This window comes from Plantibacter sp. RU18, from assembly GCF_050613355.1.
GTDB lineage: Bacteria > Actinomycetota > Actinomycetes > Actinomycetales > Microbacteriaceae > Plantibacter.
In genome coordinates, this window is the sequence record NZ_CP159618.1 from 1,477,175 (window position 1) to 1,502,695 (window position 25,521).

The following is a 25,521-nucleotide window of genomic DNA, read 5'->3' on the forward strand; positions in this document are numbered from 1 at the left end:
TCGAGTCAAGGTTGGAGTCGCTCGACCTCGAACCGGGCGCCGTCGCCGGAGACGCTCGTCTCGTACGACTGCTCGCCGATAATCTGCTCGGCAACGCAGAGCAAGCGTTCGCACTGACCGAACCGTTCGTCCGTTTACACGGGCGAGCCGCCGTCGAACGAGACCGCGACCGCGGCCACGGGCTCGGCCTCGCCATCGTCGCCGCAATCGCACGACGCCACCGTGCCGAACTCCGCCTCGAGCCCCGAGCGAGCGGCGGGCTCGAGGTGAGTGTGATCTTCCCAGCTTGGACTGCCCCATAGCACGCCCCTGATGCTCTGATGAATACCATGCCGCGTGATCGGCAGGCTCCTCAAGGAGATTCCTGTAGTCCGGCAGATCCCCATGTGGCGCGGGCCAGGTTCCGCTGTGCTGAGCGCATGATTCGCGGCCGAATCTACCGACACTTCCCTCTAAATCAGACCCGCTGCATCAGACTGCGCCAGTGGCTCGGTGAGGATCTTGTCCCACGTTCCGTCACCTCTGAAACGGCGGTGACGCTTCCACGCCGTTTTCCAGGACCCGAACCTCGCGGGCATATCCCGCCACGCGATCCCGGTCCTGCACCGATAGATGATCCCCTCCGTCGCCCCACGGTGATGCTGGAACAGACGCCCGCCTTTCGCCGTCGCCGCGATCCGAGCCCACAGGAAGGCCATAAGTCAAAACAGAAGTATGACCACCTTGAAAGCACCTCAACCGAAAGCACATACCGTTAGGAGATACGCCTTGGGCATATCCGGCCTGCGACGTGGTCCCTATGCCGGCCACCCTCGGCCTGATCGCGGCCACCGTAGCGGACCTTGACCACCCCGCCGTCAGGCGGAGCGAGCTCCGTATCCGCGGATGAACAGATGGACGCCGTCGACGATCGTCTGCCGTACTCGACCGAGGTCGATACTTCCGCGGTTGGGTTGCTGGTTGAAGGCACGCAACATGGTCAGGGCGATGAAGTGATCGGCGGCCAGCCGCGGGTCGTCGGCATCGAGAAGTCCGGCGTCGACGAAATGTGCGATGCGTTCGGCGAAGGCTTCCTCCGTCGCTTCGGTTGACACGTCGCCTTGGGGCTCCGACGAATCCCAGCGTTGCTGAGCGACGAGTGCGAACAGGGCCGCGTAGTCTGCCGAGCCGACCATCGTCGTGCCAAGGTCGACCGTGACCGCCGTGAGCGCTCGCTCCAGCTGCTCGATGTTCCTGATCCCAGCGTCGTCGGCGAGGCGTTCCTCAAGCACCTGCCGCGCGGACGCGTTAAGCGATTCCGAGGCGTCGGCGAGAACGGCGAGAAACAAGCGCTGTTTGTCGCCGAAATAGTCGTAGACGGTGGCCTTCGAGACGTTGGCGCGAGCCGAGACAGCATCCATACTGACCCGGTCCACGCCGTCGCGCACGAACAGGTCCCTGGCTGCACCGAGGATTGCTGCTCTCTTCGCGGCGGAACCCTCTCGGGCAGGTTTGGTGTTGGTCGCGGCGGTCATGGGTTCTTCCTTCCGTGCCAGCAGGACGATTCGTTGAACTATACCGTACAGTCTTGCGGAACTGAACTGAACGGTTTAGTCTGATCCGCATGACTTCGACTGCAACTCACCCGGTGGCCGCTTCCGTGACGGACCGCCACCTGACCTGGCTCAGCCTCGTGTTGGCCCTCGGGATGTTCATCACACTGCTCGACACCACGATCGTGAACATTGCGCTCGACCATTTGCGCATAGCGTTCGACGCCACGGTGACACAGACCCAATGGGTCTCGACCGGCTACCTCCTGGCGTTCGTCGCCGTGATCCCAGTGAGCGGGTGGCTATCGGAGCGGTTCGGTGCCAAACGCATCTGGATGATCGCGATCGCCGTCTTTCTCATCGGATCGGCGCTCTGCGGATTCGCCACGTCTCTACCCGAGCTGATCGGATTCCGCGTCTTCCAAGGCATCGGGGGCGGCATGGTGATGCCGATCACGATGTCGATCGCGCTGCGGGCGGCTGGCCCGGTGCGGGTCCACCGCGCTACGGCGGTCGTTGCGCTGCCAGGCCTGCTCGGCCCGGTACTGGGCTCGGTGGCCGGGGGTGCGATTGTCGAGTTCTGGACCTGGCCGTGGCTGTTCTTCGTGAATGTTCCCGTCTGCGTCGCTGCGCTCGCGTTCGGCGCGATCCTGCTCCCGAAGGTGCCGAGCGTGCGCGTTCATCGCTTCGATGTCCTCGGATTCCTGCTGCTGACACCCGGCGTCGTCGCTATCGCCTACGGCATCAGCGAGGCGGTCGGCGCGAACGGTTTCGCAGCAATAGAGTCATGGTTGCCGGTCGCCGCCGGCGTCGTACTGCTCACGGCATTCACCACGCACTCGCTGGCGACCCGTCGCCCTGCACTCATCGACGTCCGCGTCTTCGCCCGGCGCAGCTTCGGAGTCGGAAGCCTCATCACCTTCATGAGCGGCTTCTCCACCTACGCCCTGGCCTTCCTGCTGCCGTTGTTCTACCAGCAGATCCGCGGTGAGACCGTCTTCCATACCGGCCTGCTACTCATCCCCACCGGCATCGGCACGATGTTCTTCTTCCTCGTCGTGCGCCCCCTCGCCACCCGTTTGGACGGCCGTATCGTTGTCGTCGGCGGCGTCGCCCTGACCATGCTCGGCACCCTCCCGTTCGCCCTCGCCGGCACCACCGGCGACGCGCTCCTCCTGCTGCTCGGGCAGTTCGCTCAGGGCCTCGGGTTCGCCGCCACCACCTTCCCCGTGCTCGCGCTCGCGCTCTCCGGCCTCGGCCATGACGAGGCACCACACGGCAGCGCCGCGTTCAGCGTCGTGCAGCGCGTCGGCGCCCCATTCGGTGTCGCCGTGATCGCCGTCATCCTGCAGCGCCTCGCCTCCGACGCCAGGTCGCCCGAAGACGCCCTCGACGCCTTCACTGGCACGTTCTGGTGGACATTCGGGCTGGCTACAATCCCTCTTCTCCTTGCTTTCCTATTGCCCGGTAAAAAGTCAGCCGAGCCCGAAGCGCAGGCCACCCAGGCTTGAAACACAACATGCCCAAAGCTCCCGCACTCATCGGTAACCTCGTCGAATCAGCCATAGGACGCCGCGGCCATGTGCGCGGCATCACCGAGCCCGCTCTCGGGTTCATCGAGCTGGAACTCCACGCCGCCCCGCCGCTCGGGGGATGGCGTCCGGGACACGAGATACAGTTCCGCGTGGCACCGACCCTCAGCCGTCGCTATAGTGTCCACGCCGTGAGCGGCGACGGGAACAGGATTCGCCTCCTCGCTGCCGTCGACACATCCGGGCCCGGAACTGCCTGGATACGACGTCTGCACGCCGGGGCCGAAGTGACGCTCCTGGCAGGCCCCCATCAACCCCTCCGACAACACGGGACCCGACGGCTCTACCTCGGCGACAGCTCAGCACTAGGAACAATCGACGCCTATGCCGGCACGAGCAACGAATCCATCGTCGCGCTCGAGGTTCACGAGCAAGCCATCCCTGAACTCAGCGCGAACTGGCACGGCTACTGCTTCATTCCTCGCACAGACCGCTCCGGCGACGCCCTGCAAGCCTGGCTCGAATCCCATCTGGACTCACTTCGAAACATTGATGGCGCGCTCCTGCTCGGCCATGCGCAGTCGATCCAACGACAGCGGCACGCACTGATTGAACACCAGGTCCTCATTCGTCGCGAGATCGCGTCAAAACCATACTGGGCAACCGGCAGACAAGGCCTGTGATGACGAATGAGAAGGATCAACGCGTGCCGATTCTCGGATCGATCCGCTTCGAACTCGAATGAATCGCCCCCGGTTCAGTGTAGAGCGAGTTCTCCCAGCACTGACTGGTGCTCGGCGCGACCTCACGGTAGTGCTCGTTTTCCTTCTCGACGGGCGTGAGGTATCCGATCGATGAGTGCAGCCGAACGTACTTGGCCGCACGTGTGGAATCGTCGACCGGATCCATTGACATTTCTGAAGCAAACGATCCATAATGGGATTATGGAGCGATCGATTCAGAAAAGTGTTAGCGGCCGGGGAAGTTGGGTGACAGTGGACGTGTACGGCGACCCGGACGGACCGTCAATCGTGCTCATCCCCGGCGTCCTCTCCGATGCAAATGCGTGGGGAGCAGCGGCTCGGCGCCTCAGCGGATGGGAGACCGTTGCCGTCGTCAACCGGCGTGGACGGCGCCCTTCCGGACCGTTGACCGATACCTACGACCTGGTAGCTGAGGTCGAGGACGCTACCGCGGTCCTCGGCGAATTCGCTGAAGTGCGTACAGTTTTCGGGTGGAGCTATGGTGGCCTGATCGCGCTCCACCTTGCGAACACGGTCGCCGTGCCACATGTGATTGCCTATGAGCCGGTCATAGTGCCGTTCGGAGCGTCAGCCTTGCCCGGCTTGCGGCAGGCACGAGACAACGCTGACTCCGACGCCAGCGTGGAGGTCGCGCTGCGGCAAGCCGCGGGCATGCGGGACAACGGGATCGCCTCGCTGAGATCTGACGACGAGCTGTGGGCAGAGCTGCGGCGCCTGAGTGCTCCGGTTTATGCCGAGACGCTGGCGATCAACGAGGCTTTGCAGCCGGAGCAGCTCGCAGTCGAGGCTGAACGAGTCGACCTAATCGTGGGCGAACTGAACCGAGAGGGGACGCTGTATGGGAAGTCGTTCGATGACGTCGCCCGCCGTGTTCCTGCCGCAGTCGTGCATGAACTCAGCGGCCAAGGTCACCTGGCGCACCTGGAAGCGCCCGAACAGCTCGCGGCACTCGTGACCAGTCTTCAAGTGCCTGCATCCGATTGACTCCACCCGAGGCTGTGATGAATCACCGCTCGTTCGGACGGCGCGGATTGTGGGAGTGCCTTGCAGCGCTCCGTGTGGAAGGCCGCGCCGCGCCGCCTACTGGTAAACGAGGGGCGCTGGGGTGACGCTGACCCCGGAGACCGGTGCGACACTCGGAGCGCAACCCTCCGCATGCACGCCTGCGATGCCGAAGTCTACGTAGCGGTTGTCTGCGAACTCCTCGTTGTCTAGCAAGCAGACAGATTTATTTGCCGGTGACCTCTCCCACGTTTGGCAGCACCACAATCGCCGAGGCCGGGGCCGGGCGGCCCCGTGCCGCAAAGTCGTCAACATCTCCTCCATCGCAGGCCTCGGCGGTAACGCCGGCCAGACGGCCTATGCGACCGCGAGGGCAGGCGTCGTCGGCCTCACCAGGACCCTCGCGAAGGAGTGGGGGCGCTACAATGTGACGGTCAACACCGTGGCGTTCGGGCTCATCACCACCCGGCTGACCGACACCGCGGGCTTTGAACATATCGATGTGGCCGGCCACCGCATCGCGGTTGGGCTCAGTGCCGAACTTCGAGCCATGACCGAGCAGCTGATCCCGCTAGGGCGTCCAGGCACTCCACAAGACGCGGCGCGTGCCGTCTACCTCCTGTGCCCGCCCGAATCTGACTACGCCAGCGGCCAGACCATCGTCTGCGGAGGCGGACTAGAACTCTGACTCCGAAGAGCGGGATCGGCATCATCGCAGTTCTCGCACTCCGGCACTTCTCACAGCCATGTGGGGTGTGGCGGCCAGCGTCTCGATGCCGCTGGTCGGCAAGCTTGGCGACCTTTTGGCGCGAAGCGTACGCTCCTCGCGGCTGTCGCCGTGGCTGCAGGCGGGGCGATCGCCTGCTCTGTCGCCGCTTCCCTTCCCTTGGCACTCATCGGGTTCGCACTGCTCGGTCTCGGTGCGAGCGGAACCGTGACGGCCGCCGTCATCGTGCGGGAGCTGTGTGCGGAGGAATGCCGTCCGTCGGCGACCGAGTACGTGGTCGGAGCGATCGTGGTCGGCGGCGTTGCCGGGACGTTCCTGGCCAGCCCCACAGTGGATGCCTTCTCCCGCTTCGCGATGTACGTCATGCCGGCGGCGGTACTCGCGCTATGTGCTGCGGTCACCGGTTTCCTTGTCCCGAACCGCGCTCCGTCGAAACCCGACACCTCACGGTTCGACCGGATCGGGTTGCTCGCGTTCTGTACCGCCCTGGTCGCCTTGCAACTTGCACTGTTAGCTTGCTGGCAGGCTAGACCTTGCGGATACTGACGAACACTGCGAGTGCGATTGTCGTGAGGACCAGGGCTGCGCCGCCCCAGGCGACGGTCGCGGAGATACCGATCGCAGCTCCGAGGGCGGCGAGGGTGATGCCGTTACCGGTACTGAGGCCGCTCGAGGCCATCCCGTACGCGCCGAGCACGTGCCCGCGCTCCGCTGTCGGTGCCTCCAGCTGCACCACGCTCTGCGCGATCGACGCGGATGCCATGTCCGCGACGCCGCCGAGGAACAGCGCCACGAGTGCGAGGACGTAGTTCTGCGTCAGTGCGAAGACGACGATGGTCGCTCCGAACACCGCGGTGCTGATGAAGGCGGCTCGGGCGTTGGGCCTGATTGCCCCCGTCGCTTCCAGCAAGAACCCGCCGAGAACGCCGCCGGCGCCGTTTGCGAACAGGAGTGCCCCATAGGACAGGCCGCTGTTGCCGGTTCCGAGGATCGCCGCGAAGTGCGGCATCGACGCCTGCAGCGAGCCGCCGACGCACACCGCGCTCGCTCCAGCGAGCAGGATCATGCTGGTGAGGAGCTTGTGTGACCAGAGACGCTTCAGAACACGCAGCGTGTCGAGGAAGGAGGTCCGGCCCCGGGCGACCATGCCGTCACGGACGTGGCCGGTGAACGGTGTGCGCAACAGGAAGACGCTCAGGGGCAAGTAGAAGAGCACGTTCGTGAAAATGCCCGCGACTGGACCAAGGCCGAGCAGGAGTAAGGAGCCGACGACCGGGCCGAAGAGGACGCCGAGGCTGCGGAAGGTCGCGTTCATCCGAACGGTCCCGGGGAGGTTTTCCCGCGCCGCGAAGTCATGCAGCATCATCTGCTCGGCCGGACGCCAGAGTGCGCCCGCGAATCCGTGTGCGAGGAGCAGGATGCAGGCGAGCCAGATCTGGAGCGTGCCGGTCGCGATGAGCACGCCCCAGGTCACAGAGACGAGGATGAAGGTGAGCTGGGCGATTTGAATGAGTCGACGGCAGTCGAATCGTTGGGCGAGTGCGCCGAACTGCACGGAGAACAGCAGCGAGGGAAGCCAATGGCTGATCACCTGGAAACCGACGAGGGCGGGGGAGTGGAAGGTCTCCCAGAGGATCCAATAGGTGATGACGTGCTCGATGTTGTCGCCCATCATCGCGAGGCCCCCGCCGATGAGATACATGCGGGACTGCTTGTTACGGAGCGCTACGAAGCGGGCGGGCCGTGATAGACGGTTCTGGGTGGTGTTCGATGCGGTCATGGGGCTCCTCTGGATAAGAGAGAATGAAGCATAATTGCGAGACACGATGCCCCGTTATACTTCAACCTAATACGAGCCGCCGTGTCTCGCAATTAATTGAAAGTGTTGCGTCGTCTTTACGTCCAGGCGCGCAGTAGCGTGTCGACGTGCTCGGAAAGGAAGTTGTCATCGGGGGGTGACGGCCGCGTCAATACGCGAATGAGAAGCGGGCCGGTGAGCTGGTCGCCCGCCAAGTCGAGGCTCGGCAGGCCGGGTAGTTCGGTCGCGATGGAGTCGAGAAGTCGTCGGGATGCCGTGCCGAGGAGATCTGCATTCTGAATGAGCTCCCTTACGGCAGCGTCGTGCTGTGCCTCGCCAATCAGAGCGCGATACGCCAGCCCTGACGGGCCGTCACAGAGGAAGCTCCGCCACTGTGTCAGGAACCCAAGCAAGGCACTCGGGGCACCTTCGGCAGGGTCGACTTGGAGAGCTTCGGCCGCGTCGATCGTCATTGCCTCCATCAAGATTTCAGCCTTTGTCGTCCACCACCGATACACGGTCTGGCGTCCCACCCCGGCTCGCTCGGAAATGCCCTTCATAGTCATGGCTGCGTAGCCCTCTTCTGCAAGCATGTCGTCAACGGCATGCAGGACCGCGTCGCGTGCTTCGGCGCTGCGCGGCCGCCCCGCCTTCGGGCGATGCGGCGCTGGGTTCGCTGGGCTACTCATTCCCGCACTATATCGAGGCATTTGGCATCGGAATAATGCAGCTGCTCAGTCGCTGTTCCGCGTCTTGAACGGGAGCCAGCGACGAGTTCAGGAGAACACCACTGGGCAGCGCGAATGAGCCATCGGACCGAAGGGGACTGAGCCGCCTCCCGGGAGTGCTGACCTCGCTCACGATGCGGCATGGTATTCATCAGAGCATCAGGGGCGTGCTATGGGGCAGTCCAAGCTGGGAAGATCACACTCACCTCGAGCCCGCCGCTCGCTCGGGGCTCGAGGCGGAGTTCGGCACGGTGGCGTCGTGCGATTGCGGCGACGATGGCGAGGCCGAGCCCGTGGCCGCGGTCGCGGTCTCGTTCGACGGCGGCTCGCCCGTGTAGACGGACGAACGGTTCGGTCAGTGCGAACGCTTGCTCTGGGCTGATCGTCATTCCGCTGTTCTCGATACGCAGAACGACCTGTCCATCCGCTTTGCAAGTGCGTACTGTGATGAACCCTTCTGCAAGGTTGTGCCGCACCGCGTTGCCGAGCAGATTATCGGCGAGCAGTCGTATGAGACGAGCGTCTCCGGCGACAGCGCCCGGTTCGAGGTCGAGCGACATTGTGACCTGACGGTCGGCAGCGGGGTCGGCGAGCTCGCTCGCGCTCGATCTCGCGATGAGCGCGATGTCGCATCGCGCGTCCGTCGCTCCTGATGCTGATTCGATGTCGGCCAGCGCGAGCAGGGCGTCAACAGTGTCTAGGCTGCGTTCATTCATCTCGCGGAGACCGGCGAGAACCTCTCGTCGAGGTGCGCCGCCCGATGCGAGCGCGACGTCGATCAGCGCCCGCGTCGTGGCAAGTGGTGTGCGCAACTCGTGCGAGGCGTTGGCGGCGAAGCGCTGATGGCTGTGGAACGAGGTCTCCAGGCTGCTGAGCATGTCGTCGAACGTGGTGGCGAGTTCGGTGATCTCGTCGTGGGGGTTCCCCAGGCCGATGCGGTGGTCCAGGCGGCCGGTGGCCGCCTGTTTCGCGGCGACGCTCACTTCGTGCAGGGGCCGCAGCATGCGGCCGGCGATCTTCCAACCGATCCCTCCCCCGAGGAGTGCGACGACGAGAAGAAGGATCACTCCGACCACGAGGAAGAGTTGCATGAGGTCGTCGCGGCTGGAGACGACCACCTGCAGTGGCGCCGAGTTCAGGTTGTCCGAGACCGCCGTCTCCGAGGGAGATGCCGTGTCAGTGAGCGGACCAGGGATGCCGGGTACTGTCGGGGCCAGCGCGAAGGTGTAGTCGGGGAGCCAGACGATGACGATTGCCATCAGCGTGAGCAGCAGCGCCCCGGACGCGGTGAGCAAGGCTGCGTAGGTCAGGGCGAGCCGCAACCGGAAGGTCAGGCGGTGGGGCCGACCGGCACTGGTTGTTGCGGGCGCCATCGGGTTGTCGTTCATGGCCTGATCCTCATCGTGTAGCAGGCGCCGGTAATGGTCCGGATGGGCCAGGGGTCGCCGAGCTTGCGGCGAAGGGCGGAGATGGTGACCTTGACGGTGTTGGTGAACGGGTTCGCGTTCTCGTCCCACGCACGAGTCAGCAGCTGCTCGGCGCTGACGACGGCGTTGGGGTCGCGCATGAGCACCTCGAGCACGGCGAATTCCTTCCGAGTCAGGAGCACGAAATGTCCGTCGCGGACGACCTCGTGGCGGATCGGGTCCAGGCGCATGTCTCTGACCTCCAGCACGGCCGGCTGTGCGGCGAAGGGGCGGCGGGCTAGGGCATGCAGTCGCGCGACCAGCTCGGGAAACTCGAACGGCTTCGTGAGGTAGTCGTCTGCTCCGATCGCCAGTCCGTCGACCCTGGACTGTAGCGAGTGCGCGGCCGTAAGCATGATAACCGCGGGGCGGGGCGAGCGCGCGGCGATCCTTCGGCACACCTCGTCGCCGTGCACGACTGGGATGTCGCGGTCGAGTATGACGACGTTGTAGGTGGTGAGGTCGACCGCGATGAGGGCGGACTCGCCGTCGCCCGTCACATCGGCCGCGATCGACTGGAGCGCGAGGCCCGCCCGGATCGCCTCAGCCAGCAGAGGTTCGTCCTCGACAATCAGTACTCGCACCTGGTCCTTGCATCTCTCGTCCGTTCGTGCCGGTTCTACGCGATTCCCATTTCACTCGATGACGGGTAAAGGCGACGTAAAGCACCCGGCTTACCGCAGCGTAACCATATTTGCGATGTCCTCTCTGTGCGTCGTCCAGGCGTTGCAAACGAAAGGAACACCATGATAACTACACGATCGAGGACCGGCCGGTTTATTGTGGCCCTGGTGGGAGCCGCCCTGATGTCTGCCACCGTGCTCACCGCGTGCGCCTCGACTGGCGGCGCGGAGAAGCCGTCCGGCGAGCCGACATCTCTCGAAGGCGGAGGCGGCGTGAGCAACTCCACGTTCGACCAGGAGGTCGCCGCCTGGAATGAGAAGTTCGACTCGTGCTTGCGGGACCAGGGCATCGATGTCCCGAAGCGCACGCCTGGCGAGACGCCCAACTTCGCAGATTTCGGCGTCGACGAGAAGACGTATAAGGCCGCGGCCGCTGTCTGCTCGAAGGAGGTCGGCCCGGTTCCGGTCGACCCCAGCGTCCCAAGCAATGACGAGCAATACCAGATGCAGCTCACCTTCGCGAAGTGTATGCGGGACGCCGGCTACGAGTGGGACGACCCGGCTCCGCCGTCTGAGGCGGGTTCGGCCGGCGTCAAGCCGCTCGATCCGGGCAAGTTCGATCAGAAGGACCTGGATGCGTGTGCCGTCAAGGCGGGGTTGGATTCGGGGTCGGGCAATGGATGATCGCGCCCCCGGTGACGCCTTGGATGCGGTGGCCGCGAGCGAGGAGATGCGAGCAGAGGAGGACACCGGACGGGTTGCTCATCCACGACGTCGTCTGGTGATCGGTATAGCCGCTGTGGCGCTCTTGGCTGTGCTCGGGGGCGTCGCGGCTGTCGTCGTCCCTTCTCTAACACAGCCGCGCGACGAGGAGAGCACGCAGCGCGTTCACACCGCGACCGATGTGGTGAGCCGCGGAGACATCGCGGAACGGGTGCGAACCGCGGGCAAGCTGGGATACGGAAACAGTCGTCCACTCAGATCGACATTGACGGGGACGGTGACCTCGGTCCCCGCCGTCGGCACCGTGATCGGGCGCGGCGAGGAGCTTTTTCGGATCGACGACCAGCCCGTGGCGCTGCTGTTCGGCGTTCTCCCCGCGTGGCGTGGATTCTCGACCGGAATGAGTAACGGGCGCGACGTGCGCCAGTTCGAGGAGAACCTGCGCGACCTCGGTTTGTCAAGCCCCGGGTTTGGTAGAGGCTCGGTTAGACCCGTTCCATCACGGTGATGGTGGGCAGTTGCGTGTAGAAGTTGTTCTCGGCTTCGACGGGTGGGATGTGTCCGATCTCGCCGTGGAGTCGGCGGTGGTTGTACCAGTCGATGTATTCCGCGACCGCGATCTCGAGCTCGTCGATCCCCTTCCACGGGCCGAGGTTGCGGATCAGTTCGGCCTTGAATAGAGAGTTCAGCGCCTCGGCCATCGCGTTGTCGTAGCTGTCGCCCTTGGACCCAACCGAGGCGACTGCTTCTGCCTCAGCGAGGCGGTCGGTGTAGCGCACGGCACGATATTGGACTCCGCGATCCGAGTGGTGGACAAGTTGTGACAGGTCCCGGCCGGCACGCTGCCGCGTCCAGATGCCCATCTCGAGAGCATCGAGGGCAAGCTCGGTGTGCATGGTTGTGGAGAGCTGCCAGCCCACGATCCGGCGGGAGAACACGTCCAATACGAACGCGGCATACACCCAGCCGGAGAACGTCCGAATGTAGGTGATGTCCGCAACCCAGAGGCAGTCCGGTGCCGGTGCGGTGAACCGTCGGTCAACGAGGTCCCCCGGACGATCCGTGAATGGCCCAGGGATCGTCGTGCGTGGCCCCTTGGCCCGCGAGATCCCGCGGAGACCCTCCCGACGCATGAGCCGCTCGATCGTGCACCTGGCCACCCGGTGGCCGTCGCGACGCAGCTGCGCATGGACCTTCCGGACGCCATAGACGCCATAGTTCGCTTGGTGCACGGCACGGACCTTCACCACGGTGTCCTCGTCACTGACGGACCGCTGCGAGGGCGGCCGAGACCGCGCGGCATAGTACGTCTGCGGGGCAATCGGCAGTTCCCTGCAGATCGGCTCGACCCCGAACTCTTCCTTGTGTTCATCGATGTAGGCGATCATCTGCTGTGTGGGCGGTCGAGCTCCGCCGCGAAGAAAGCCGACGCGCTCCGCAAAATCGCGTTCGCCCGCCGCAACTCCCTCACCTCACGCTCCACCTCGACCAGGCGAACCGCAGTATCAGTGGACGTCCCCGAACGCAGACCCCCATCGACCTCGGCGCGCTGGACCCAGCCACGCAACGTGTCCGACGGGACACCAAGCTGCCGGCCGATCCTGGTACACACACCACGGCGGCCCCCATCCGCATCACGCGCCTCGAACACAAGGCGCACTGCACGCTCTCTCAATTCCGCCGGGTACTTCCTCAAAGCTGGCATACTCCTCATCCTTTCAGGACGATCAGAGTCTCCATCAAACCAAGGGCAAGACAGTTTCTTCGACCGAGAACCTGACGAGGAGTTCACCTGGTGGACGGCCGAGGCCATCCGGGACTGGCAGGAAGCCCGAGGACTGCCACGCACCGGGGAGCTGGCTCTGGGGAGTTTCGTGTTCGAGCCTGCTGCCGTGCGGGTGGGATCCGTCGATGCCGGTCCGGGGTCACCGAGCGGCGGTGCGGTGCTGACGGTCACGGACACCGGCAAGCAGATCACGATCGACCTCGATGCCGATATGGCGTCAGTCGCCGCGAAGGATACCAAGGTGCAGGTGTCGGTCCCGGACGGCACGATCATCGATGCGACGGTCACCAGCGTCGGCGCCGCGGTCGAGAAGGAGGACGAAAACAAAGAGAAAATCATGAAGGTGCCGATAGTGCTCACACCTGACGATCCCGCGGCTGGCGGTGACGTCGTCGACGTGACACTATCTGCTACCTTCACTCGAACTCTCGCCACCGGCGTGCTTCGGGTTCCGATCCTCGCTCTGCTCGCCGGTCCTGACGGCATCACTCAGGTCGAGGTCGTCGATGGCAAGAAGTCCCGACTGGTCACCATCGCCACCGGGACATTCGGTGATGGTCTCGTCGAGGTCGTCAAGGTTGTCGATGGCAGGCTGGTCGAGGGCAATGAAGTGGTGGTGGCGCAATGACCTCCGTCCTTGAACTCCACGACGTCACGCGCTCATACGGGTCCCCGCCGACGCAGGCACTCCGAGGCGTCGATCTCCGTGTTGATGAAGGCGAGTTCGTGGCCATTGTCGGCCCTTCGGGGTCGGGAAAGTCCACCCTGCTGAACCTCATCGGCACGCTCGACCGCGCCACCACCGGGGAGGTGCTCATCACGGGAGAGCGGGTGGACGACCTCTCCGACGGCCGACTCAGCGCCCTGCGGGCGCACACCATCGGATTCGTTTTCCAGCAGTTCCATCTCACAGAGGGCGAGACCGCGGTCGACAACGTGGGATCGGGGCTGCTCTACACGGGGATGAGTCGCGGGCTGCGTCGCGAGAGGGCGAGGGAAGCGCTCGTTTCGGTCGGTCTTGGGCACCGTCTGAATCACAAGCCCAAGCAGCTCTCCGGAGGCGAGCGTCAGCGTGTCGCGATCGCCAGGGCGATCGTACGTCGCCCCGCACTCCTTCTGGCAGACGAGCCCACGGGAAGCCTCGATTCCGTGTCGGGGGAAACCGTCGTGCAGCTGCTGCGCGAGCTCAATGAGAACGGGACCACCATCGTGTTGATCACGCACGATCGTGACCTGGCCGAACGGCTGCCGAGGCAGGTCTCGATTCGTGACGGGCTCATCGTGTCGGACTCGCGCGATCCCGCGATCGCTGTGCGGGCGAAATCAGGGGTCACGGCATGAGCGTTCCTCAATCCCGCCTACGGGCGTCAGACCTCATAGGACTGGCTTTTCATGGTGTTCGAGCCCACCCCATGCGCGCCGTCCTGTCGGGATTGGGAATCGCCATCGGCATCGCTGCGATGATCGCGGTGATCGGTATCTCCACTTCGAGTCAGGCGCTCGTGCAGCAGAAGCTCGCAGAGATCGGCACGAACATGCTCACCATCACAGCGGGCAAGGACTTCCTCGGCCAAGAGACCAAGCTCAGCCCTGACGCCTTAGCGCGGATCCGTCATCTCGACGGCGTCGAAGAGGCGTCCTGGACGAGCGACGTGGACAAGCATGTTTACCGCAACCCCAACGTTGCGACAGGTGCGACAGGGGGGCTGGTGGTGCGGGTCGCCGAGGAACGGCTGCCCGAAACCGTGGGTGCCAACGTGGCGCTGGGCTCCTGGTTCACAACCGCGACGCGAGAACTCGACACGGTCGTGCTAGGCAGCACGACGGCGGAGAAGCTGGGTATCACCGAGGTCGGGATGCAGGTGTGGCTGGGGGAGCGCCTGTTCACCGTCGTCGGCATCCTCGACCCTGTGCTGCTTGCACCAGAGCTGAACACATCGGTGATGGTGTCACCGGAACGCGCGACCGCGATTCTCGGATTCGACGGCATCCCCACCACCATCTACGAGAGATCCGAGGATGCCGACGTGCTTCGCATCCGCGACCGACTACCACAGACGGTCAACCCAGCATCGCCAGGCGACGTCAAGATCTCCCGCCCTTCCGATGCGCTTGCAGCGAAGAACACGGTCGATCAAGTGTTCACCGGGCTGTTGGTCGGTGTCGGTTCGATCGCTCTACTGGTCGGTGGGATCGGGGTCGCGAACACTATGGTGATCACGGTTCTCGAACGGCGGCGGGAAATCGGCCTCCGCCGCTCCCTGGGCGCGACGCGCCCGCACATCCGCGCACAGTTCCTCGCGGAAGCCATCCTGCTCGCCTTCCTTGGCGGGCTCGCCGGAGCACTGATCGGAGTCGCCGCCACTGCGGTGGTCGCTGTGGCCAACGGGTGGCCGCTCGCAGTGCCGTTGCTGATCCCCGTCGGCGGGCTCATAGCGACGATCGCTGTCGGTGCGATCGCCGGGGTCCTGCCCGCCGTACGCGCCTCGCATACCCCGCCGACGGCCGCGCTGAGCGCGTGACACACTCGACGGAGCATACTCGTGCGCGACATCGCTCTCGCGCACCTCGGGGTCAGGCGCTGTGGCCATCCTGTGATCCAACCGACCGCGGCGGCGTGACAACTTCTGGAGAACGAATGAAGCGCTCAGTGTTTTTTGAAGTGTTGCCGATCATTGGTGACGACCTCATGCTGCGCCCTCTGGAGGCCCGTGACGCGCAACGATACGTTGAAGGTTCGAAGGATCCCGCAGTGCGGGCGTTCGGGCAGCTCCCTCTGCCGGAGTACACCACTTCGATCGTCCATGACATGTCGCTGACGGAAGTCCCGGAAGGACTTCACGCCGGCAGGCTGGCCATCTTGACAATCGCGGACAAACTTGATGACACCTTCCTCGGGAGTCTCGTGCTGTTCGACGTCGACATGGACGATTCCAGCGCGGAGGTTGGCTTCTGGGTGCACCCGGGAGCAAGAGGGGCCAAAGTCGCCCTTCGTTCCCTGGGGTTGGCGAAGCTCTACGCGTTGAAACTGGACTTGAGCGCGCTGCGGGCCGCGGCGGCGATCGACAACCTCGCATCCCAGGCCGTCCTGCTGTCCGCAGGTTTTTCTGCTGTGGGGCACGAGCCGACCATCGCTCCGAACGGCTTGGAACTGCCGATGCTGAACTACCGGATCGATCTGTCATGAAGTCGTGAGCGGGAGAGTGCTGAAGGGATGACGTCCCAGCGTCCGCGCCGCGAACGAGTGGGCGGGAAGTCTCGCTCCGCGACCACACCGACTTCATGCGATCGACGAGGGCTGCGTTGCAGGAAGGCGTCGCCCGCTCAGATAGAGCACAGAGGCGGCGATGGACGTCATGACGATCAGCAGGCCGTCCAAGACGACAGGGGTGAACTCGCTCGTGGTGCCCGGGCCCGCCAAGAAGACGACATCGAGGCGTCGGCGGGCAGCAACCGACTCGAGGACCGTCAGAGCCCTTCATGACCCTCTTCGGGACTGCTGACGATTCAGTTGACTCGTCTTGTTTGGGATTTTCAGGCCGCGTGAGCGGCCTCTGTGTTGATTGTCTCGAACTCGATCGGTGTGAGTCGTCCGAGGCGTCGTTGTCGGCGTCGGCGGTGATAGCTCCGTTCGATCCAGGTCACGATCTCGAGACGGAGTTCCTGTCTCGAATGCCACCGCTTTTTGTTCAGCACGTTCTTCTGCAGTAGCGCGAAGAACGACTCCATCGCGGCGTTGTCCGCGCACGCTCCGACCCGGCCCATCGATCCGGTGATCCCAGTGTCTCGGAGCAGTTCGACGAACGTCCGAGACCGAAAATGGGACCCTCGATCCGAGTGCAGCGTCGTCCCGACGGGCTCACGGAGCGCGCCCGCGTTGCGCAGCGCCGCGACAGCGAGCTCTGCCGTCATCCGTGAGTCGAGCGAGTAACCGACGATCCGGTTCGAGTGGACGTCCTTGATCGCACAGAGATACAGCTTGCCCTCGTCGGTCCAATGTTCGGTGATAGCGGTCAACCACAGCTGATCCGGCCTTATCGCGGTGAAGTCGCGGAGCACAAGATCGTCATGCACCGGTGGTCCCGCTTTCCGGTTCAAGCCACGCTTCTTCGAGAACACGCTCCAGAGCCGCTGCTCTGAGCACAGCCGCCACACACGCCGCTCCGACGCGGTCAAGCCGGCCTCGGTTTCGATCTCATCGGAGATGAACCGATACCCTGCGACAGATATGCGGCCGCGCGGCGGAGGATCTCGTTCTCCTGCTCGAGCAACCGGATGCGTTTGGGCGCCTCTGTTGACGCCGAAGTAGAACGGACCCTGTAGCGCCAGGTTGGATTGGACCCCCTAGCTCAAGCTAGGAGGATGATTTCAGTGGATACGTGGGCAGAGATTCGGCGGTTGCATCGTTCTGAGAAGGTTCCGATCAAGCAGATCGCGAGGGATCTTGGGATCGGGCGGAACACGGTCCGTCGGGCGTTGCGGGGTGAGGATCCGCCGGATCGGTCGCGGGGTCCGCGGGGTTCGAAGATCGATGTCTTCGTGCCGCAGATCCGTGCGCTGTTGATGGAGTATCCGAAGATGCCGGCGACGGTGATCGCGGAGCGTGTCGGTTGGACGTTCTCGCCGTCGTTGTTTCGGGAGCGGGTGTCTGAGCTGCGGCCGGAGTATCAAGGCATCGATCCCGCGGATCGGCTCTCGTATCAGGCGGGTGAGGTGATCCAGTGTGATCTGTGGTTCCCTGAGGCGCGAGTTCCCGTCGGCGGGGGCCAGGATCGTGTCTTGCCGGTGTTGGTGATGGTGTCCGGCTTCTCCAGGCGGATCGAGGCGATTATGCTGCCGTCTCGGCAGGGCGGTGATCTCACTGCGGGTATGTGGTCGCTGCTGCAGAGGTTCGGCGGGGTGCCGAAATCGTTGCTCTGGGATCGAGAGGCTGCGATCGGCGGGTTGGGCAAGCCCACCGTCCTCGCGGCGACGTTCGTGGGGACGCTGGCGACCAGGCTGCGTTTGGCCCCGCCACGAGACCCGGAGACGAAGGGCATCGTCGAGCGCGCGAACCGCTTTCTGGAGACCTCGTTCCTGCCCGGCCGGATTTTCCAAGACCGAGATGACTTCAACGCCCAGATGACGACCTGGTTGGAGACCAGAGCGAATCAGCGGAAGGTCCGTGCGATCGCTGCCCGTCCCGTCGAGCTCGCTGTCCCTGACCGGGCGGCGATGCTCCCACTTCCGGCGAAGCCCCCTGTCACTGGTCTCACGCATCGGATCAGACTGGCCCGGGATTATTACGTCCGTCTCGATGGGAACGACTATTCCGTCGATCCTCGGTTCATCGGCCGATTCGTCGATGTTCGCGCGACGCTTGATGACGTCACGATCTCCTGCGCCGGACAGGCCGCGGGACGGCATGCCCGGTCGTTGCGCAACGGGATGACGATCACCGATCCCGGGCACGTCACCGCGGCGGCGAAGCTACGCGCCCACTACCAACGGCCCAAGCCCTCCGGGGTTCGTGAGCACCCGGACGGGCATCGGGTCCAACTTCGGGCGCTGTCCGACTACGACGCCTTATTCGGCGTCGATTTCACCACCAAAACCGAATACGAGAAAGAAGCACGATGACCTCCAAGAGCAGCACGATCGACGCTCCTATTCCGAAGACCACCGAGCAGGTTGCATCCAAGATCGCCTATCTCGCCAGAGCTCTCAAGACCCCGACGATCGGGCGGGTCTGGGAAGACCTCGCGGACCGCGCCAGGGTCGAGAACTGGGCGCATGAGGAATATCTCGCAGCCGTCCTTGAACGCCAGCTCGCGGACCGTGAATCCGCCGGGACGACGATGCGGATCCGGACCGCGCACTTCCCCGCAGTCAAGACCCTCGAGGACTTCAATCTCGATCACCTCCCGTCTCTGCGTAAAGACGTCCTCGCGCACCTCGCGACGTCGACGTTCGTCGCGAAAGCAGAGAACGTGATCCTGCTCGGCCCGCCCGGGATCGGGAAGACGCACCTCGCGATCGGGCTCGGCGTCAAAGCCACCCACGCCGGATACTCCGTCCTCTTCGACACCGCGAACAACTGGATCGCGAGACTCGCGGCCGCCCACCACCAGGGGCAGCTCGAGGCCGAGCTGAAGAAGATCCGCCGCTACAAACTCATCATCATCGACGAAATTGGCTACATCCCCTTCGACCAGGACGCCGCGAACCTGTTCTTCCAACTCGTCGCATCTCGCTACGAGCAAGGCTCGATCATGGTCACCTCGAACCTCCCGTTCAGCCGCTGGGGTGAGACGTTCGGCGACGACGTCGTCGCGGCAGCGATGATCGACCGCCTCGTCCACCACTCCGAAGTCCTTACCCTCTCCGGCGACTCCTACCGCACCCACGGCCGCCGCGACCTCATCAAGCAGACAGAGAAGAACTAAGCTCAACCAACGAAGAGGGGTCCACCCCAGACCGGCGCAAAGGGGTCCGTTCTAGCTCGGCGCTAACAGCCTCGCGCAGCTCGGCCGCGTCAGCCCGCGTCACACCGGGTTTGACGCCATCTTCGACGTCCGCGATCTTCAGCCACCGCTGCAGGCACGACTCGGACACACCGAAGTCTTTCGCGATCCGGCTGATCGGGGCCTCGCCCCGACGCGCGACCGCGACGACATCGTTCCGGAACTCTTTGGGAAATGCATCGGGCACGTTGACCATCCTTCCGTGAGAACCGAAATCCTCACAGCGCTGGAGTCAACCAAACCGACAGCAGACCCATGGCATACCTAGGCGCGGTCAATTGCATCGTCGGTTGCACCAACTCCGCGCGAGAAGCTACAGCTAGGGCGTGTCTGACAGAAGGTTCCGTGTCCGAGCTACTGGGCGGAGGAACACCTGTGCGATCCATCAGTGGAAGCTTCAGCAGAGATGAGAAGCTTGACCTGTGATTGAATTTCGGACTGCCGACCCGACTGACGCCGAGGACATGGCTGAGGTGCAGAATGCGATCTATCGCGCGGGACTTCGGGCGAACCCTGTGGATGTCGCACTCATCACAGAGCGTTACCTCGATGTGGAGCACACTGTCGCGTGCACGGTTGCTGATCGGGACGGCCGCATCGTCGGTTTCCAGTCGGTCAAACGGGCGTGGCCGGGCAACCCCTACGACGTACCAGCGGGGTGGGGGATCATCGGCACGCACATCCACGGTTGCGTCCAATAGCGTGGTGTAACCCCGGCCCTGATGGGCGTGTTGCACCGATGTGAGGCGGCCACCGCGTGATTCTTGGAAAGACCGATCAAGTCTTTTCCGAAGGAGTACACGCGATGACCGCACCCCATTTTATTGACCCTGCCCGTTTCCTGTCCGAACAACTCGAGCAAGCCTCGCCGGACCTGATGCGGCAGATGCTGACCACGTTCATCAACGCGCTGATGAGCGCCGAGGCCGAAGCCGTCTGCGGGGCCGAATACGGCCAGATCTCCGCCGACCGGACCAACTCCCGCAACGGCTACCGGCACCGGGATTTCGACACCCGCACCGGCACTCTCGACGTCGCGATCCCGAAGCTGCGCACCGGAACGTACTTCCCGGACTGGCTCCTCGAGCGGCGCCGCCGTGCCGAGGCCGCCCTGACCAGCGTCGTGGCGACCTGCTACCTGCTCGGGGTCTCGACCAGGCGGATGGAGAAACTCGTCGAGTCCCTCGGCATCACTCGTCTGTCCAAGTCGCAGGTGTCGATCATGGCCACCGACCTCGACGAGCAGGTCGAGCAGTTCCGCACCCGGCCCCTCGACGCTGGCCCCTACACGTTCGTCGCCGCCGACGCCCTGGTGCTGAAGGTGCGCGAGGGCGGCCGTGTCGCTAACGTCCACGCGCTCCTCGCGACGGGCGTGAACAAGGACGGGCACCGTGAGATCCTGGGCTTGCAGGTCACCAGCGCCGAAGACGGCGCCGGCTGGCTGGGCTTTTTCCGCGACCTGACTGCCCGCGGCCTCACCGGGGTGAAGCTCGTCACCAGCGACGCTCACGCCGGCCTCGTCGCGGCGATCGGGGCGACGCTGCCCGGCGCGACCTGGCAGCGCTGTCGCACCCACTACGCCGCGAATCTGATGTCCGCGACCCCGAAGTCCAGCTGGCCGTGGGTGAAGACCCTGCTCCACTCGGTCTATGACCAGCCCGACAAGGACGCCGTCCACGCACAGTTCGACCGGGTCCTGAACGCCCTGGAAGAGAAGCTCCCCGCAGTCGCCACCCACCTCGAGACCGCCCGGGCGGACGTGCTCGCGTTCACCGGCTTCCCGAAGGAGATCTGGCGCCAGCTCTGGTCCAACAACCCGCAGGAGCGCCTCAATCGCGAGATCCGCCGCCGCACCGACGTCGTGGGTATCTTCCCCGACCGCGGCTCCCTGATCCGCCTCGTCGGAGCGGTCCTGGCCGAACAACACGACGAGTGGATCGAAGGCCGCCGCTATCTCGGCCTCGACGTCCTCAGCCGCTCACGCCTCACCCTCGTCCCGACCGACAAGGAGGAACAAACAACCGAACTCGGCGCCCTCAGCGCCTAGAAATCCAAGAATCACGCGGCAATCCCGTTACACTGTCTTGCCCTTGGTTTGATGGAGACTCTGATCGTCCTGAAAGGATGAGGAGTATGCCAGCTTTGAGGAAGTACCCGGCGGAATTGAGAGAGCGTGCAGTGCGCCTTGTGTTCGAGGCGCGTGATGCGGATGGGGGCCGCCGTGGTGTGTGTACCAGGATCGGCCGGCAGCTTGGTGTCCCGTCGGACACGTTGCGTGGCTGGGTCCAGCGCGCCGAGGTCGATGGGGGTCTGCGTTCGGGGACGTCCACTGATACTGCGGTTCGCCTGGTCGAGGTGGAGCGTGAGGTGAGGGAGTTGCGGCGGGCGAACGCGATTTTGCGGAGCGCGTCGGCTTTCTTCGCGGCGGAGCTCGACCGCCCACACAGCAGATGATCGCCTACATCGATGAACACAAGGAAGAGTTCGGGGTCGAGCCGATCTGCAGGGAACTGCCGATTGCCCCGCAGACGTACTATGCCGCGCGGTCTCGGCCGCCCTCGCAGCGGTCCGTCAGTGACGAGGACACCGTGGTGAAGGTCCGTGCCGTGCACCAAGCGAACTATGGCGTCTATGGCGTCCGGAAGGTCCATGCGCAGCTGCGTCGCGACGGCCACCGGGTGGCCAGGTGCACGATCGAGCGGCTCATGCGTCGGGAGGGTCTCCGCGGGATCTCGCGGGCCAAGGGGCCACGCACGACGATCCCTGGGCCATTCACGGATCGTCCGGGGGACCTCGTTGACCGACGGTTCACCGCACCGGCACCGGACTGCCTCTGGGTTGCGGACATCACCTACATTCGGACGTTCTCCGGCTGGGTGTATGCCGCGTTCGTATTGGACGTGTTCTCCCGCCGGATCGTGGGCTGGCAGCTCTCCACAACCATGCACACCGAGCTTGCCCTCGATGCTCTCGAGATGGGCATCTGGACGCGGCAGCGTGCCGGCCGGGACCTGTCACAACTTGTCCACCACTCGGATCGCGGAGTCCAATATCGTGCCGTGCGCTACACCGACCGCCTCGCTGAGGCAGAAGCAGTCGCCTCGGTTGGGTCCAAGGGCGACAGCTACGACAACGCGATGGCCGAGGCGCTGAACTCTCTATTCAAGGCCGAACTGATCCGCAACCTCGGCCCGTGGAAGGGGATCGACGAGCTCGAGATCGCGGTCGCGGAATACATCGACTGGTACAACCACCGCCGACTCCACGGCGAGATCGGACACATCCCACCCGTCGAAGCCGAGAACAACTTCTACACGCAACTGCCCACCATCACCGTGATGGAACGGGTCTAACCGAGCCTCTACCAAACCCGGGGCTTGACACACCACGCGTTTGGACTTGACCACATCCACCCCGACGCTGGGCGGAGCGGCATAGGGCGACGACTTTTCGACATCTCGTTGTCAGTCGCGAAGGCCGCGGGATTGCGACACATCGACGCAAGTATCGGTGCCGACAGTGTGGGAGCGCTGGCCTATTACTCGGCCATGGGCTTCACTCCGTACCGAGAGGGAGATGGCGTCATCATCCCGCATCGCTTTGATCTCTAGATGTGCTGACAGTTCCTTCGCCCAAGCGACGATGGTGGGCGACCCACCGCTGGACGGAGCCGAGCGCTACCTCATGGAGATTGACATCCTGCCGACCGACGCGGCGTAGAGACGGCCCAACCCGGCCGTCCGGTCGCTGGGGGGTTCTGGGACTGAATGGCGCGTCGTCTGGACCTGGCCGTCTTCGCCCACACTTCCCCTCCTGGCCTCGTTCATGATCCGCACGCCGACCGCTGAGACGTCCATTCAGCTCGACTGACTGTCGACCGCGCTCCCACCAGCTGGCAATCGGCGAGTCCTCGCCGTGCTGCGCTACCTCGAGAATCAAGCGCGCGCATGACATCGTAGGCGTCGTCGATTCGATCTCGGCATGGCCTTCCTCATTGAGAGCCCCGAGATCATCTGACGCCTCGGCGCGACGTCGTCCTGGGGTTTCAGGCCCGAGGGTCCCGCTCGATTTCGGGGACAGACACCAGGCAGTCACCGAGCAGCATGCAGTCCAAACCGTGTGTTTCGCACGCTTGCGCGGTGAGCCTCGTGGAGCCGCCATCCTTGCGGGTGTGCTCCCGTCTTCCTAGAAATCGTCAGAGGGTCGGCTCGTTCCTTCGTGTCGGAGCGCCGGCAGCGCCCTCCACAGGCGAGCGCCTGCGAGGAATCCGACAGCGACGATGATGAGGGGAACGACGAGCCACGCCCATCCGCCAGTCCAACCGATGCCGAAACCATCCGCCGAAGAGAAGGCTCTGACCTGAATGGACAGGAAGTGCGAGTGTGCTGTCGCAGGGGCAAAACTGTCGACGGCCGCGAGCATCCCGGCCGTGTACGTCAAGAAGACCGCCCAGTAGATGGATAGGGCAAGCCCTCCGATAACAACGCCCAAAGACCATAGGGGGCGACGCACACCTTCGTCGGCGTAGCGCCGCGCGAGCGACCGGGGTGATCCGAGACCGTCGAGCGCCTGGCTTAACTCACGCGGCTCGGTTGCGAGTTCCTGGCGGAGGGATTCGATGATGGCTTTGCGGTCGCTGCCCGGCAGGCTTCCCTCCAAATGCCAGTCAACGCGCAGGAGGAAGGCATCCATTCGAAACCGATCAAGGAGAGATCGATGGGAAAAGGTTGTCGGGGAGGAAGTGTCAGGCATTGTTCTCTCCTTCAGTGGTGAGGGTATGAGCGACGGCCGATGAAACGAGCTGCCACTGATCCAGTGCTGAATTGCGTGCATCCCGCCCGGCGGGAGTGAGGGCGAAGTACTTTCGGGGAGGGCCGTTTGATGACGCCACGGACCACGTTGTCACCAGCGCGTCTCGCTCAAGCCTGCTGAGCACGGGGTAGACGAGACCTGTGCTGACACTCAACCCGAGGTCGGAGAGACGCTCGACGATCTCGTACCCATAGGACTCCCGGTTCCCGATCAAGGTGAGCGTGAGGAGCGGGAGGGCCGCGCGGATGACCTGAGCGTTCTGTTGTGCCTGTATTCGACTCACGGTATTAGTAAACTACGAATAGCGTCACATTGCTACCCGGTCCGTGATGCACGTACTCGACGATGGCCGATGGTGGCTCGGTGAACTGTTCAGGTTGTTCGTGGGGCGACAGCGAACGGCAGCAATCCGTACGCAAGCGAGGCGATCGCGGCCAAGCCGAGAGCGCCGATGGCGCTGGCTCCGCCGTCTGCAGCCGTTCGCGCGATCGAAGCGCTGATGAGCCACCCCGCTGCCGCGATTCCGGCCGCACTGCCGGCAATGAGGAAACTGCGGCGAGGGTGGTCGTCGTCATCGGGCGACAATGCGGCGTGCACAGCGAACGCTGCGGCGCCCAGCGCGATGGTGCCGGTCACGATCGCGAAGAGCAAGGTTGGCTGAGTTGAAACCACTTCATCGCCTGACCACTGGGTCGGCAAGCTTTGCGGCAGAACACGGTGCCACGCGAGCCATGTCACGACGATCAGGACGAACGGGACCGAGACGAGCGTGGCGCTGATACTGCGTCGCAGTGTGCCGGCTGTAGTTCGTGTCGGGCTCATTCTGGGGTTCCTTCCGTGAGCAGTGCGAGCTGCTTGGGCGTGATGTGATGCGTTGCGGCGAGCACACTCGTCATATGCGCGTTGATTTTCGAAGGGAGAAGTATGCGCCTTCCACCCGGATGACCACGAGAGTGATCCCAGTGCGAGTGCCGGCACAGGGAAGGCGCGAGGACTCCGGCGATCTGATCGCCCCTATCGCCGACTGTGAGGCTTGCTTGGTTGCTGATTGAGCTCAGAGGTTTCCCCTTGGTCACAGTCGTGATACGTACAGCGTGAAATCAAGAGGGCCCTCCGAGGAGTTCACCAGCGCTGATGGGCTGGCCTTGAGACCGGAACTTGTCAGGACGTAGGAGATCAGATCGAGGATGTCATCGCGCTTTGACGGGGCCATCACGGAATATGAATCTGCGGCGATAACTGTGTCAGGGCTGTTTGCGAGCAACTCCAGCTCCCAACTCTCCGTCTCTGTGTCAGCTATGACCTGAACGGCTCGGATACGAGTGGCGAGCTCGCGGTCTGCATCCTGGATCAGCGTTATCGGCTTCGTCATCTCCGCGTCCTTCGTCGGGTGTTCTGCACTGTAACCCACTCGTCTATCTCCATGTGGGAAGGGTGTCGTCAACGAGAGGCGATCGCTGATCAATCAGCTCGCCTGCTGGTGAGGATGTAGGCTATCGGCGCGTCGCCTGACCCCGGGTCGGGT

Annotated in this window: 30 protein-coding genes, 2 pseudogenes and 2 other annotated features; of the genes and pseudogenes, 18 read left to right on the top strand and 14 right to left on the bottom strand. The window is 64.1% G+C overall.

What is annotated here, in order from left to right:
- Positions 1-11: 11 nt before the first annotated feature.
- Complete coding sequence (locus ABMA10_RS07220; protein ID WP_431031366.1) at positions 12-302, top strand: ATP-binding protein; 291 nt, start codon at positions 12-14, stop codon at positions 300-302.
- A gap of 150 nt (positions 303-452) precedes the next feature.
- On the opposite strand, the gene ABMA10_RS07225 is transcribed toward ABMA10_RS07220, so the two are convergent.
- Together ABMA10_RS07225 and ABMA10_RS07230 are read right to left on the bottom strand one after the other, a co-directional pair.
- Positions 453-698: a transposase gene (locus ABMA10_RS07225; RefSeq protein WP_431031367.1), complete on the bottom strand. Its 246-nt coding sequence runs from the start codon at positions 696-698 to the stop codon at positions 453-455.
- Positions 699-857: 159 nt separating this feature from the next.
- Positions 858-1,514, bottom strand: a complete 657-nt coding sequence (locus ABMA10_RS07230) for a TetR/AcrR family transcriptional regulator (RefSeq protein ID WP_431031368.1) — start codon at positions 1,512-1,514, stop codon at positions 858-860.
- A gap of 89 nt (positions 1,515-1,603) precedes the next feature.
- On the opposite strand from ABMA10_RS07230, the gene ABMA10_RS07235 reads away from it, so the two are divergent.
- Positions 1,604-3,043, top strand: coding sequence for an MDR family MFS transporter (locus ABMA10_RS07235; protein ID WP_431031369.1), 1,440 nt, complete (start codon positions 1,604-1,606; stop codon positions 3,041-3,043).
- Between the two features lie 8 nt (positions 3,044-3,051).
- On the top strand, positions 3,052-3,747 hold the full coding sequence (locus ABMA10_RS07240; RefSeq protein ID WP_431031370.1) for a hypothetical protein: 696 nt from the start codon (positions 3,052-3,054) through the stop codon (positions 3,745-3,747).
- A 16-nt stretch (positions 3,748-3,763) separates the two neighbouring features.
- On the opposite strand, the gene ABMA10_RS07245 is transcribed toward ABMA10_RS07240, so the two are convergent.
- On the bottom strand, positions 3,764-3,973 hold the full coding sequence (locus ABMA10_RS07245; protein ID WP_431031371.1) for a hypothetical protein: 210 nt from the start codon (positions 3,971-3,973) through the stop codon (positions 3,764-3,766).
- A gap of 92 nt (positions 3,974-4,065) precedes the next feature.
- Between ABMA10_RS07245 and ABMA10_RS07250 the strand changes: the two genes are divergently transcribed.
- The 3 genes from ABMA10_RS07250 (at position 4,066) to ABMA10_RS07260 (ending at position 6,103) form a co-directional block, all read left to right on the top strand.
- The gene (locus ABMA10_RS07250; protein ID WP_431031372.1) at positions 4,066-4,812 is read left to right on the top strand and encodes an alpha/beta fold hydrolase; all 747 of its coding nucleotides are present in this window, start codon (positions 4,066-4,068) and stop codon (positions 4,810-4,812) included.
- A gap of 223 nt (positions 4,813-5,035) precedes the next feature.
- A complete protein-coding gene (locus ABMA10_RS07255; protein ID WP_431031373.1) occupies positions 5,036-5,518 on the top strand; it encodes an SDR family oxidoreductase in 483 nt (160 codons plus the stop codon).
- Between the two features lie 60 nt (positions 5,519-5,578).
- Entirely contained in the window at positions 5,579-6,103 is a 525-nt protein-coding gene (locus ABMA10_RS07260) for an MFS transporter (protein WP_431031374.1), read from the top strand.
- Here the strand turns inward: ABMA10_RS07260 and ABMA10_RS07265 are convergent.
- From ABMA10_RS07265 to ABMA10_RS07280, 4 genes are all read right to left on the bottom strand, one after another.
- Positions 6,084-7,337 (bottom strand): MFS transporter, encoded by a 1,254-nt coding sequence (locus tag ABMA10_RS07265; RefSeq protein ID WP_431031375.1) that lies wholly within the window; start codon positions 7,335-7,337, stop codon positions 6,084-6,086. The genes ABMA10_RS07260 and ABMA10_RS07265 overlap by 20 nt on opposite strands.
- A gap of 116 nt (positions 7,338-7,453) precedes the next feature.
- Complete coding sequence (locus ABMA10_RS07270; RefSeq protein ID WP_431031376.1) at positions 7,454-8,044, bottom strand: TetR/AcrR family transcriptional regulator; 591 nt, start codon at positions 8,042-8,044, stop codon at positions 7,454-7,456.
- A 209-nt stretch (positions 8,045-8,253) separates the two neighbouring features.
- A complete protein-coding gene (locus ABMA10_RS07275) occupies positions 8,254-9,471 on the bottom strand; it encodes an ATP-binding protein (RefSeq protein ID WP_431031377.1) in 1,218 nt (405 codons plus the stop codon).
- Positions 9,468-10,133: a response regulator transcription factor gene (locus ABMA10_RS07280; RefSeq protein WP_347868143.1), complete on the bottom strand. Its 666-nt coding sequence runs from the start codon at positions 10,131-10,133 to the stop codon at positions 9,468-9,470. The genes ABMA10_RS07275 and ABMA10_RS07280 overlap by 4 nt, the downstream gene beginning before the upstream one ends.
- A 222-nt stretch (positions 10,134-10,355) precedes the next feature.
- Between ABMA10_RS07280 and ABMA10_RS07285 the strand changes: the two genes are divergently transcribed.
- Positions 10,356-10,856, top strand: coding sequence for a hypothetical protein (locus ABMA10_RS07285; RefSeq protein ID WP_347868144.1), 501 nt, complete (start codon positions 10,356-10,358; stop codon positions 10,854-10,856).
- Positions 10,849-11,403: a hypothetical protein gene (locus ABMA10_RS07290; protein WP_431031378.1), complete on the top strand. Its 555-nt coding sequence runs from the start codon at positions 10,849-10,851 to the stop codon at positions 11,401-11,403. The genes ABMA10_RS07285 and ABMA10_RS07290 overlap by 8 nt, the downstream gene beginning before the upstream one ends.
- Here the strand turns inward: ABMA10_RS07290 and ABMA10_RS07295 are convergent.
- Positions 11,381-12,600 (bottom strand): IS3 family transposase gene (locus ABMA10_RS07295; RefSeq protein WP_431030710.1). Its coding sequence is split into 2 segments (ribosomal slippage): positions 11,381-12,321 and positions 12,321-12,600, totalling 1,221 coding nucleotides; the frame shifts between segments, so codons are not numbered across the junction. The genes ABMA10_RS07290 and ABMA10_RS07295 overlap by 23 nt on opposite strands.
- Positions 12,209-12,322, bottom strand: a sequence feature (AL1L pseudoknot). Its footprint overlaps the gene before it by 114 nt.
- A 169-nt stretch (positions 12,601-12,769) precedes the next feature.
- Between ABMA10_RS07295 and ABMA10_RS07300 the strand changes: the two genes are divergently transcribed.
- The 4 genes from ABMA10_RS07300 (at position 12,770) to ABMA10_RS07315 (ending at position 15,868) form a co-directional block, all read left to right on the top strand.
- The gene (locus ABMA10_RS07300) at positions 12,770-13,309 is read left to right on the top strand and encodes a hypothetical protein (RefSeq protein WP_431031379.1); all 540 of its coding nucleotides are present in this window, start codon (positions 12,770-12,772) and stop codon (positions 13,307-13,309) included.
- On the top strand, positions 13,306-14,022 hold the full coding sequence (locus ABMA10_RS07305; RefSeq protein ID WP_347868146.1) for an ABC transporter ATP-binding protein: 717 nt from the start codon (positions 13,306-13,308) through the stop codon (positions 14,020-14,022). The genes ABMA10_RS07300 and ABMA10_RS07305 overlap by 4 nt, the downstream gene beginning before the upstream one ends.
- 71 nt (positions 14,023-14,093) lie before the next feature.
- On the top strand, positions 14,094-15,203 hold the full coding sequence (locus ABMA10_RS07310) for an ABC transporter permease (RefSeq protein WP_347868147.1): 1,110 nt from the start codon (positions 14,094-14,096) through the stop codon (positions 15,201-15,203).
- A gap of 116 nt (positions 15,204-15,319) precedes the next feature.
- The gene (locus tag ABMA10_RS07315; protein ID WP_347868148.1) at positions 15,320-15,868 is read left to right on the top strand and encodes a GNAT family N-acetyltransferase; all 549 of its coding nucleotides are present in this window, start codon (positions 15,320-15,322) and stop codon (positions 15,866-15,868) included.
- A gap of 347 nt (positions 15,869-16,215) precedes the next feature.
- Here ABMA10_RS07315 and ABMA10_RS07320 read toward each other — a convergent pair.
- Positions 16,216-16,899 (bottom strand): annotated as a pseudogene (locus ABMA10_RS07320) (IS3 family transposase); the annotation flags it as partial.
- A gap of 144 nt (positions 16,900-17,043) precedes the next feature.
- Here ABMA10_RS07320 and istA point away from each other — a divergent pair.
- Both istA and istB read left to right on the top strand, forming a co-directional pair.
- Positions 17,044-18,300 carry an IS21 family transposase gene (gene istA / locus ABMA10_RS07325; RefSeq protein ID WP_347868913.1) on the top strand — a complete coding sequence of 419 codons (1,257 nt, stop codon included), beginning with the start codon at positions 17,044-17,046 and terminating at the stop codon, positions 18,298-18,300.
- Entirely contained in the window at positions 18,297-19,106 is an 810-nt protein-coding gene (gene istB / locus ABMA10_RS07330; protein WP_347868871.1) for an IS21-like element helper ATPase IstB, read from the top strand. Before istA ends, istB begins: the two co-directional genes overlap by 4 nt.
- Positions 19,107-19,173: 67 nt before the next feature.
- On the opposite strand, the pseudogene ABMA10_RS07335 reads toward istB, so the two are convergent.
- Positions 19,174-19,371: pseudogene (locus tag ABMA10_RS07335) on the bottom strand (transposase); the annotation flags it as partial.
- Positions 19,372-19,606: 235 nt separating this feature from the next.
- Here ABMA10_RS07335 and ABMA10_RS07340 point away from each other — a divergent pair.
- The 4 genes from ABMA10_RS07340 to ABMA10_RS07355 all read left to right on the top strand — a co-directional run bounded on the left by ABMA10_RS07340 (position 19,607) and on the right by ABMA10_RS07355 (position 22,795).
- On the top strand, positions 19,607-19,885 hold the full coding sequence (locus tag ABMA10_RS07340; protein ID WP_431031380.1) for a GNAT family N-acetyltransferase: 279 nt from the start codon (positions 19,607-19,609) through the stop codon (positions 19,883-19,885).
- Positions 19,886-19,989: 104 nt separating this feature from the next.
- Entirely contained in the window at positions 19,990-21,231 is a 1,242-nt protein-coding gene (locus ABMA10_RS07345; protein ID WP_431030684.1) for an IS256 family transposase, read from the top strand.
- Positions 21,232-21,317: 86 nt separating this feature from the next.
- Positions 21,318-22,537, top strand: a protein-coding gene (locus tag ABMA10_RS07350; protein ID WP_431030710.1) for an IS3 family transposase whose coding sequence is annotated in 2 segments (ribosomal slippage) — positions 21,318-21,597 and positions 21,597-22,537 — 1,221 coding nt in all. Because the reading frame shifts where the segments join, the coding sequence is not laid out codon by codon here.
- Positions 21,596-21,709: a sequence feature (AL1L pseudoknot), on the top strand. (Overlaps the previous gene by 114 nt.)
- 24 nt (positions 22,538-22,561) lie before the next feature.
- On the top strand, positions 22,562-22,795 hold the full coding sequence (locus tag ABMA10_RS07355) for a GNAT family N-acetyltransferase (RefSeq protein ID WP_431031381.1): 234 nt from the start codon (positions 22,562-22,564) through the stop codon (positions 22,793-22,795).
- 574 nt (positions 22,796-23,369) lie between these two features.
- On the opposite strand, the gene ABMA10_RS07360 is transcribed toward ABMA10_RS07355, so the two are convergent.
- The 4 genes from ABMA10_RS07360 to ABMA10_RS07375 form a co-directional block, all read right to left on the bottom strand.
- Positions 23,370-23,936 carry a hypothetical protein gene (locus ABMA10_RS07360; RefSeq protein WP_347868150.1) on the bottom strand — a complete coding sequence of 189 codons (567 nt, stop codon included), beginning with the start codon at positions 23,934-23,936 and terminating at the stop codon, positions 23,370-23,372.
- Complete coding sequence (locus ABMA10_RS07365; RefSeq protein WP_347868151.1) at positions 23,929-24,279, bottom strand: PadR family transcriptional regulator; 351 nt, start codon at positions 24,277-24,279, stop codon at positions 23,929-23,931. The genes ABMA10_RS07360 and ABMA10_RS07365 overlap by 8 nt, the downstream gene beginning before the upstream one ends.
- An 89-nt stretch (positions 24,280-24,368) precedes the next feature.
- Positions 24,369-24,632, bottom strand: a complete 264-nt coding sequence (locus tag ABMA10_RS07370) for a hypothetical protein (protein WP_347868152.1) — start codon at positions 24,630-24,632, stop codon at positions 24,369-24,371.
- A gap of 436 nt (positions 24,633-25,068) precedes the next feature.
- Positions 25,069-25,368, bottom strand: coding sequence for a hypothetical protein (locus tag ABMA10_RS07375; RefSeq protein ID WP_347868153.1), 300 nt, complete (start codon positions 25,366-25,368; stop codon positions 25,069-25,071).
- Between the last annotated feature and the right edge of the window lie 153 nt (positions 25,369-25,521).

Coding starts and splice junctions, on each gene's coding strand:
- istA (WP_347868913.1), top strand. CDS start 17,044: ATGATTTCAGTGGATACGTGGGCAGAGATTCGGCGGTTGCATCGTTCT.
- ABMA10_RS07245 (WP_431031371.1), bottom strand. CDS start 3,973: ATGGATCCGGTCGACGATTCCACACGTGCGGCCAAGTACGTTCGGCTG.
- istB (WP_347868871.1), top strand. CDS start 18,297: ATGACCTCCAAGAGCAGCACGATCGACGCTCCTATTCCGAAGACCACC.
- ABMA10_RS07265 (WP_431031375.1), bottom strand. CDS start 7,337: ATGACCGCATCGAACACCACCCAGAACCGTCTATCACGGCCCGCCCGC.
- ABMA10_RS07240 (WP_431031370.1), top strand. CDS start 3,052: ATGCCCAAAGCTCCCGCACTCATCGGTAACCTCGTCGAATCAGCCATA.
- ABMA10_RS07275 (WP_431031377.1), bottom strand. CDS start 9,471: ATGAACGACAACCCGATGGCGCCCGCAACAACCAGTGCCGGTCGGCCC.
- ABMA10_RS07345 (WP_431030684.1), top strand. CDS start 19,990: ATGACCGCACCCCATTTTATTGACCCTGCCCGTTTCCTGTCCGAACAA.
- ABMA10_RS07360 (WP_347868150.1), bottom strand. CDS start 23,936: ATGCCTGACACTTCCTCCCCGACAACCTTTTCCCATCGATCTCTCCTT.
- ABMA10_RS07315 (WP_347868148.1), top strand. CDS start 15,320: ATGAAGCGCTCAGTGTTTTTTGAAGTGTTGCCGATCATTGGTGACGAC.
- ABMA10_RS07225 (WP_431031367.1), bottom strand. CDS start 698: ATGGCCTTCCTGTGGGCTCGGATCGCGGCGACGGCGAAAGGCGGGCGT.
- ABMA10_RS07290 (WP_431031378.1), top strand. CDS start 10,849: ATGGATGATCGCGCCCCCGGTGACGCCTTGGATGCGGTGGCCGCGAGC.
- ABMA10_RS07285 (WP_347868144.1), top strand. CDS start 10,356: ATGTCTGCCACCGTGCTCACCGCGTGCGCCTCGACTGGCGGCGCGGAG.
- ABMA10_RS07375 (WP_347868153.1), bottom strand. CDS start 25,368: ATGACGAAGCCGATAACGCTGATCCAGGATGCAGACCGCGAGCTCGCC.
- ABMA10_RS07270 (WP_431031376.1), bottom strand. CDS start 8,044: ATGAGTAGCCCAGCGAACCCAGCGCCGCATCGCCCGAAGGCGGGGCGG.
- ABMA10_RS07235 (WP_431031369.1), top strand. CDS start 1,604: ATGACTTCGACTGCAACTCACCCGGTGGCCGCTTCCGTGACGGACCGC.
- ABMA10_RS07310 (WP_347868147.1), top strand. CDS start 14,094: ATGCGCGCCGTCCTGTCGGGATTGGGAATCGCCATCGGCATCGCTGCG.
- ABMA10_RS07230 (WP_431031368.1), bottom strand. CDS start 1,514: ATGACCGCCGCGACCAACACCAAACCTGCCCGAGAGGGTTCCGCCGCG.
- ABMA10_RS07305 (WP_347868146.1), top strand. CDS start 13,306: ATGACCTCCGTCCTTGAACTCCACGACGTCACGCGCTCATACGGGTCC.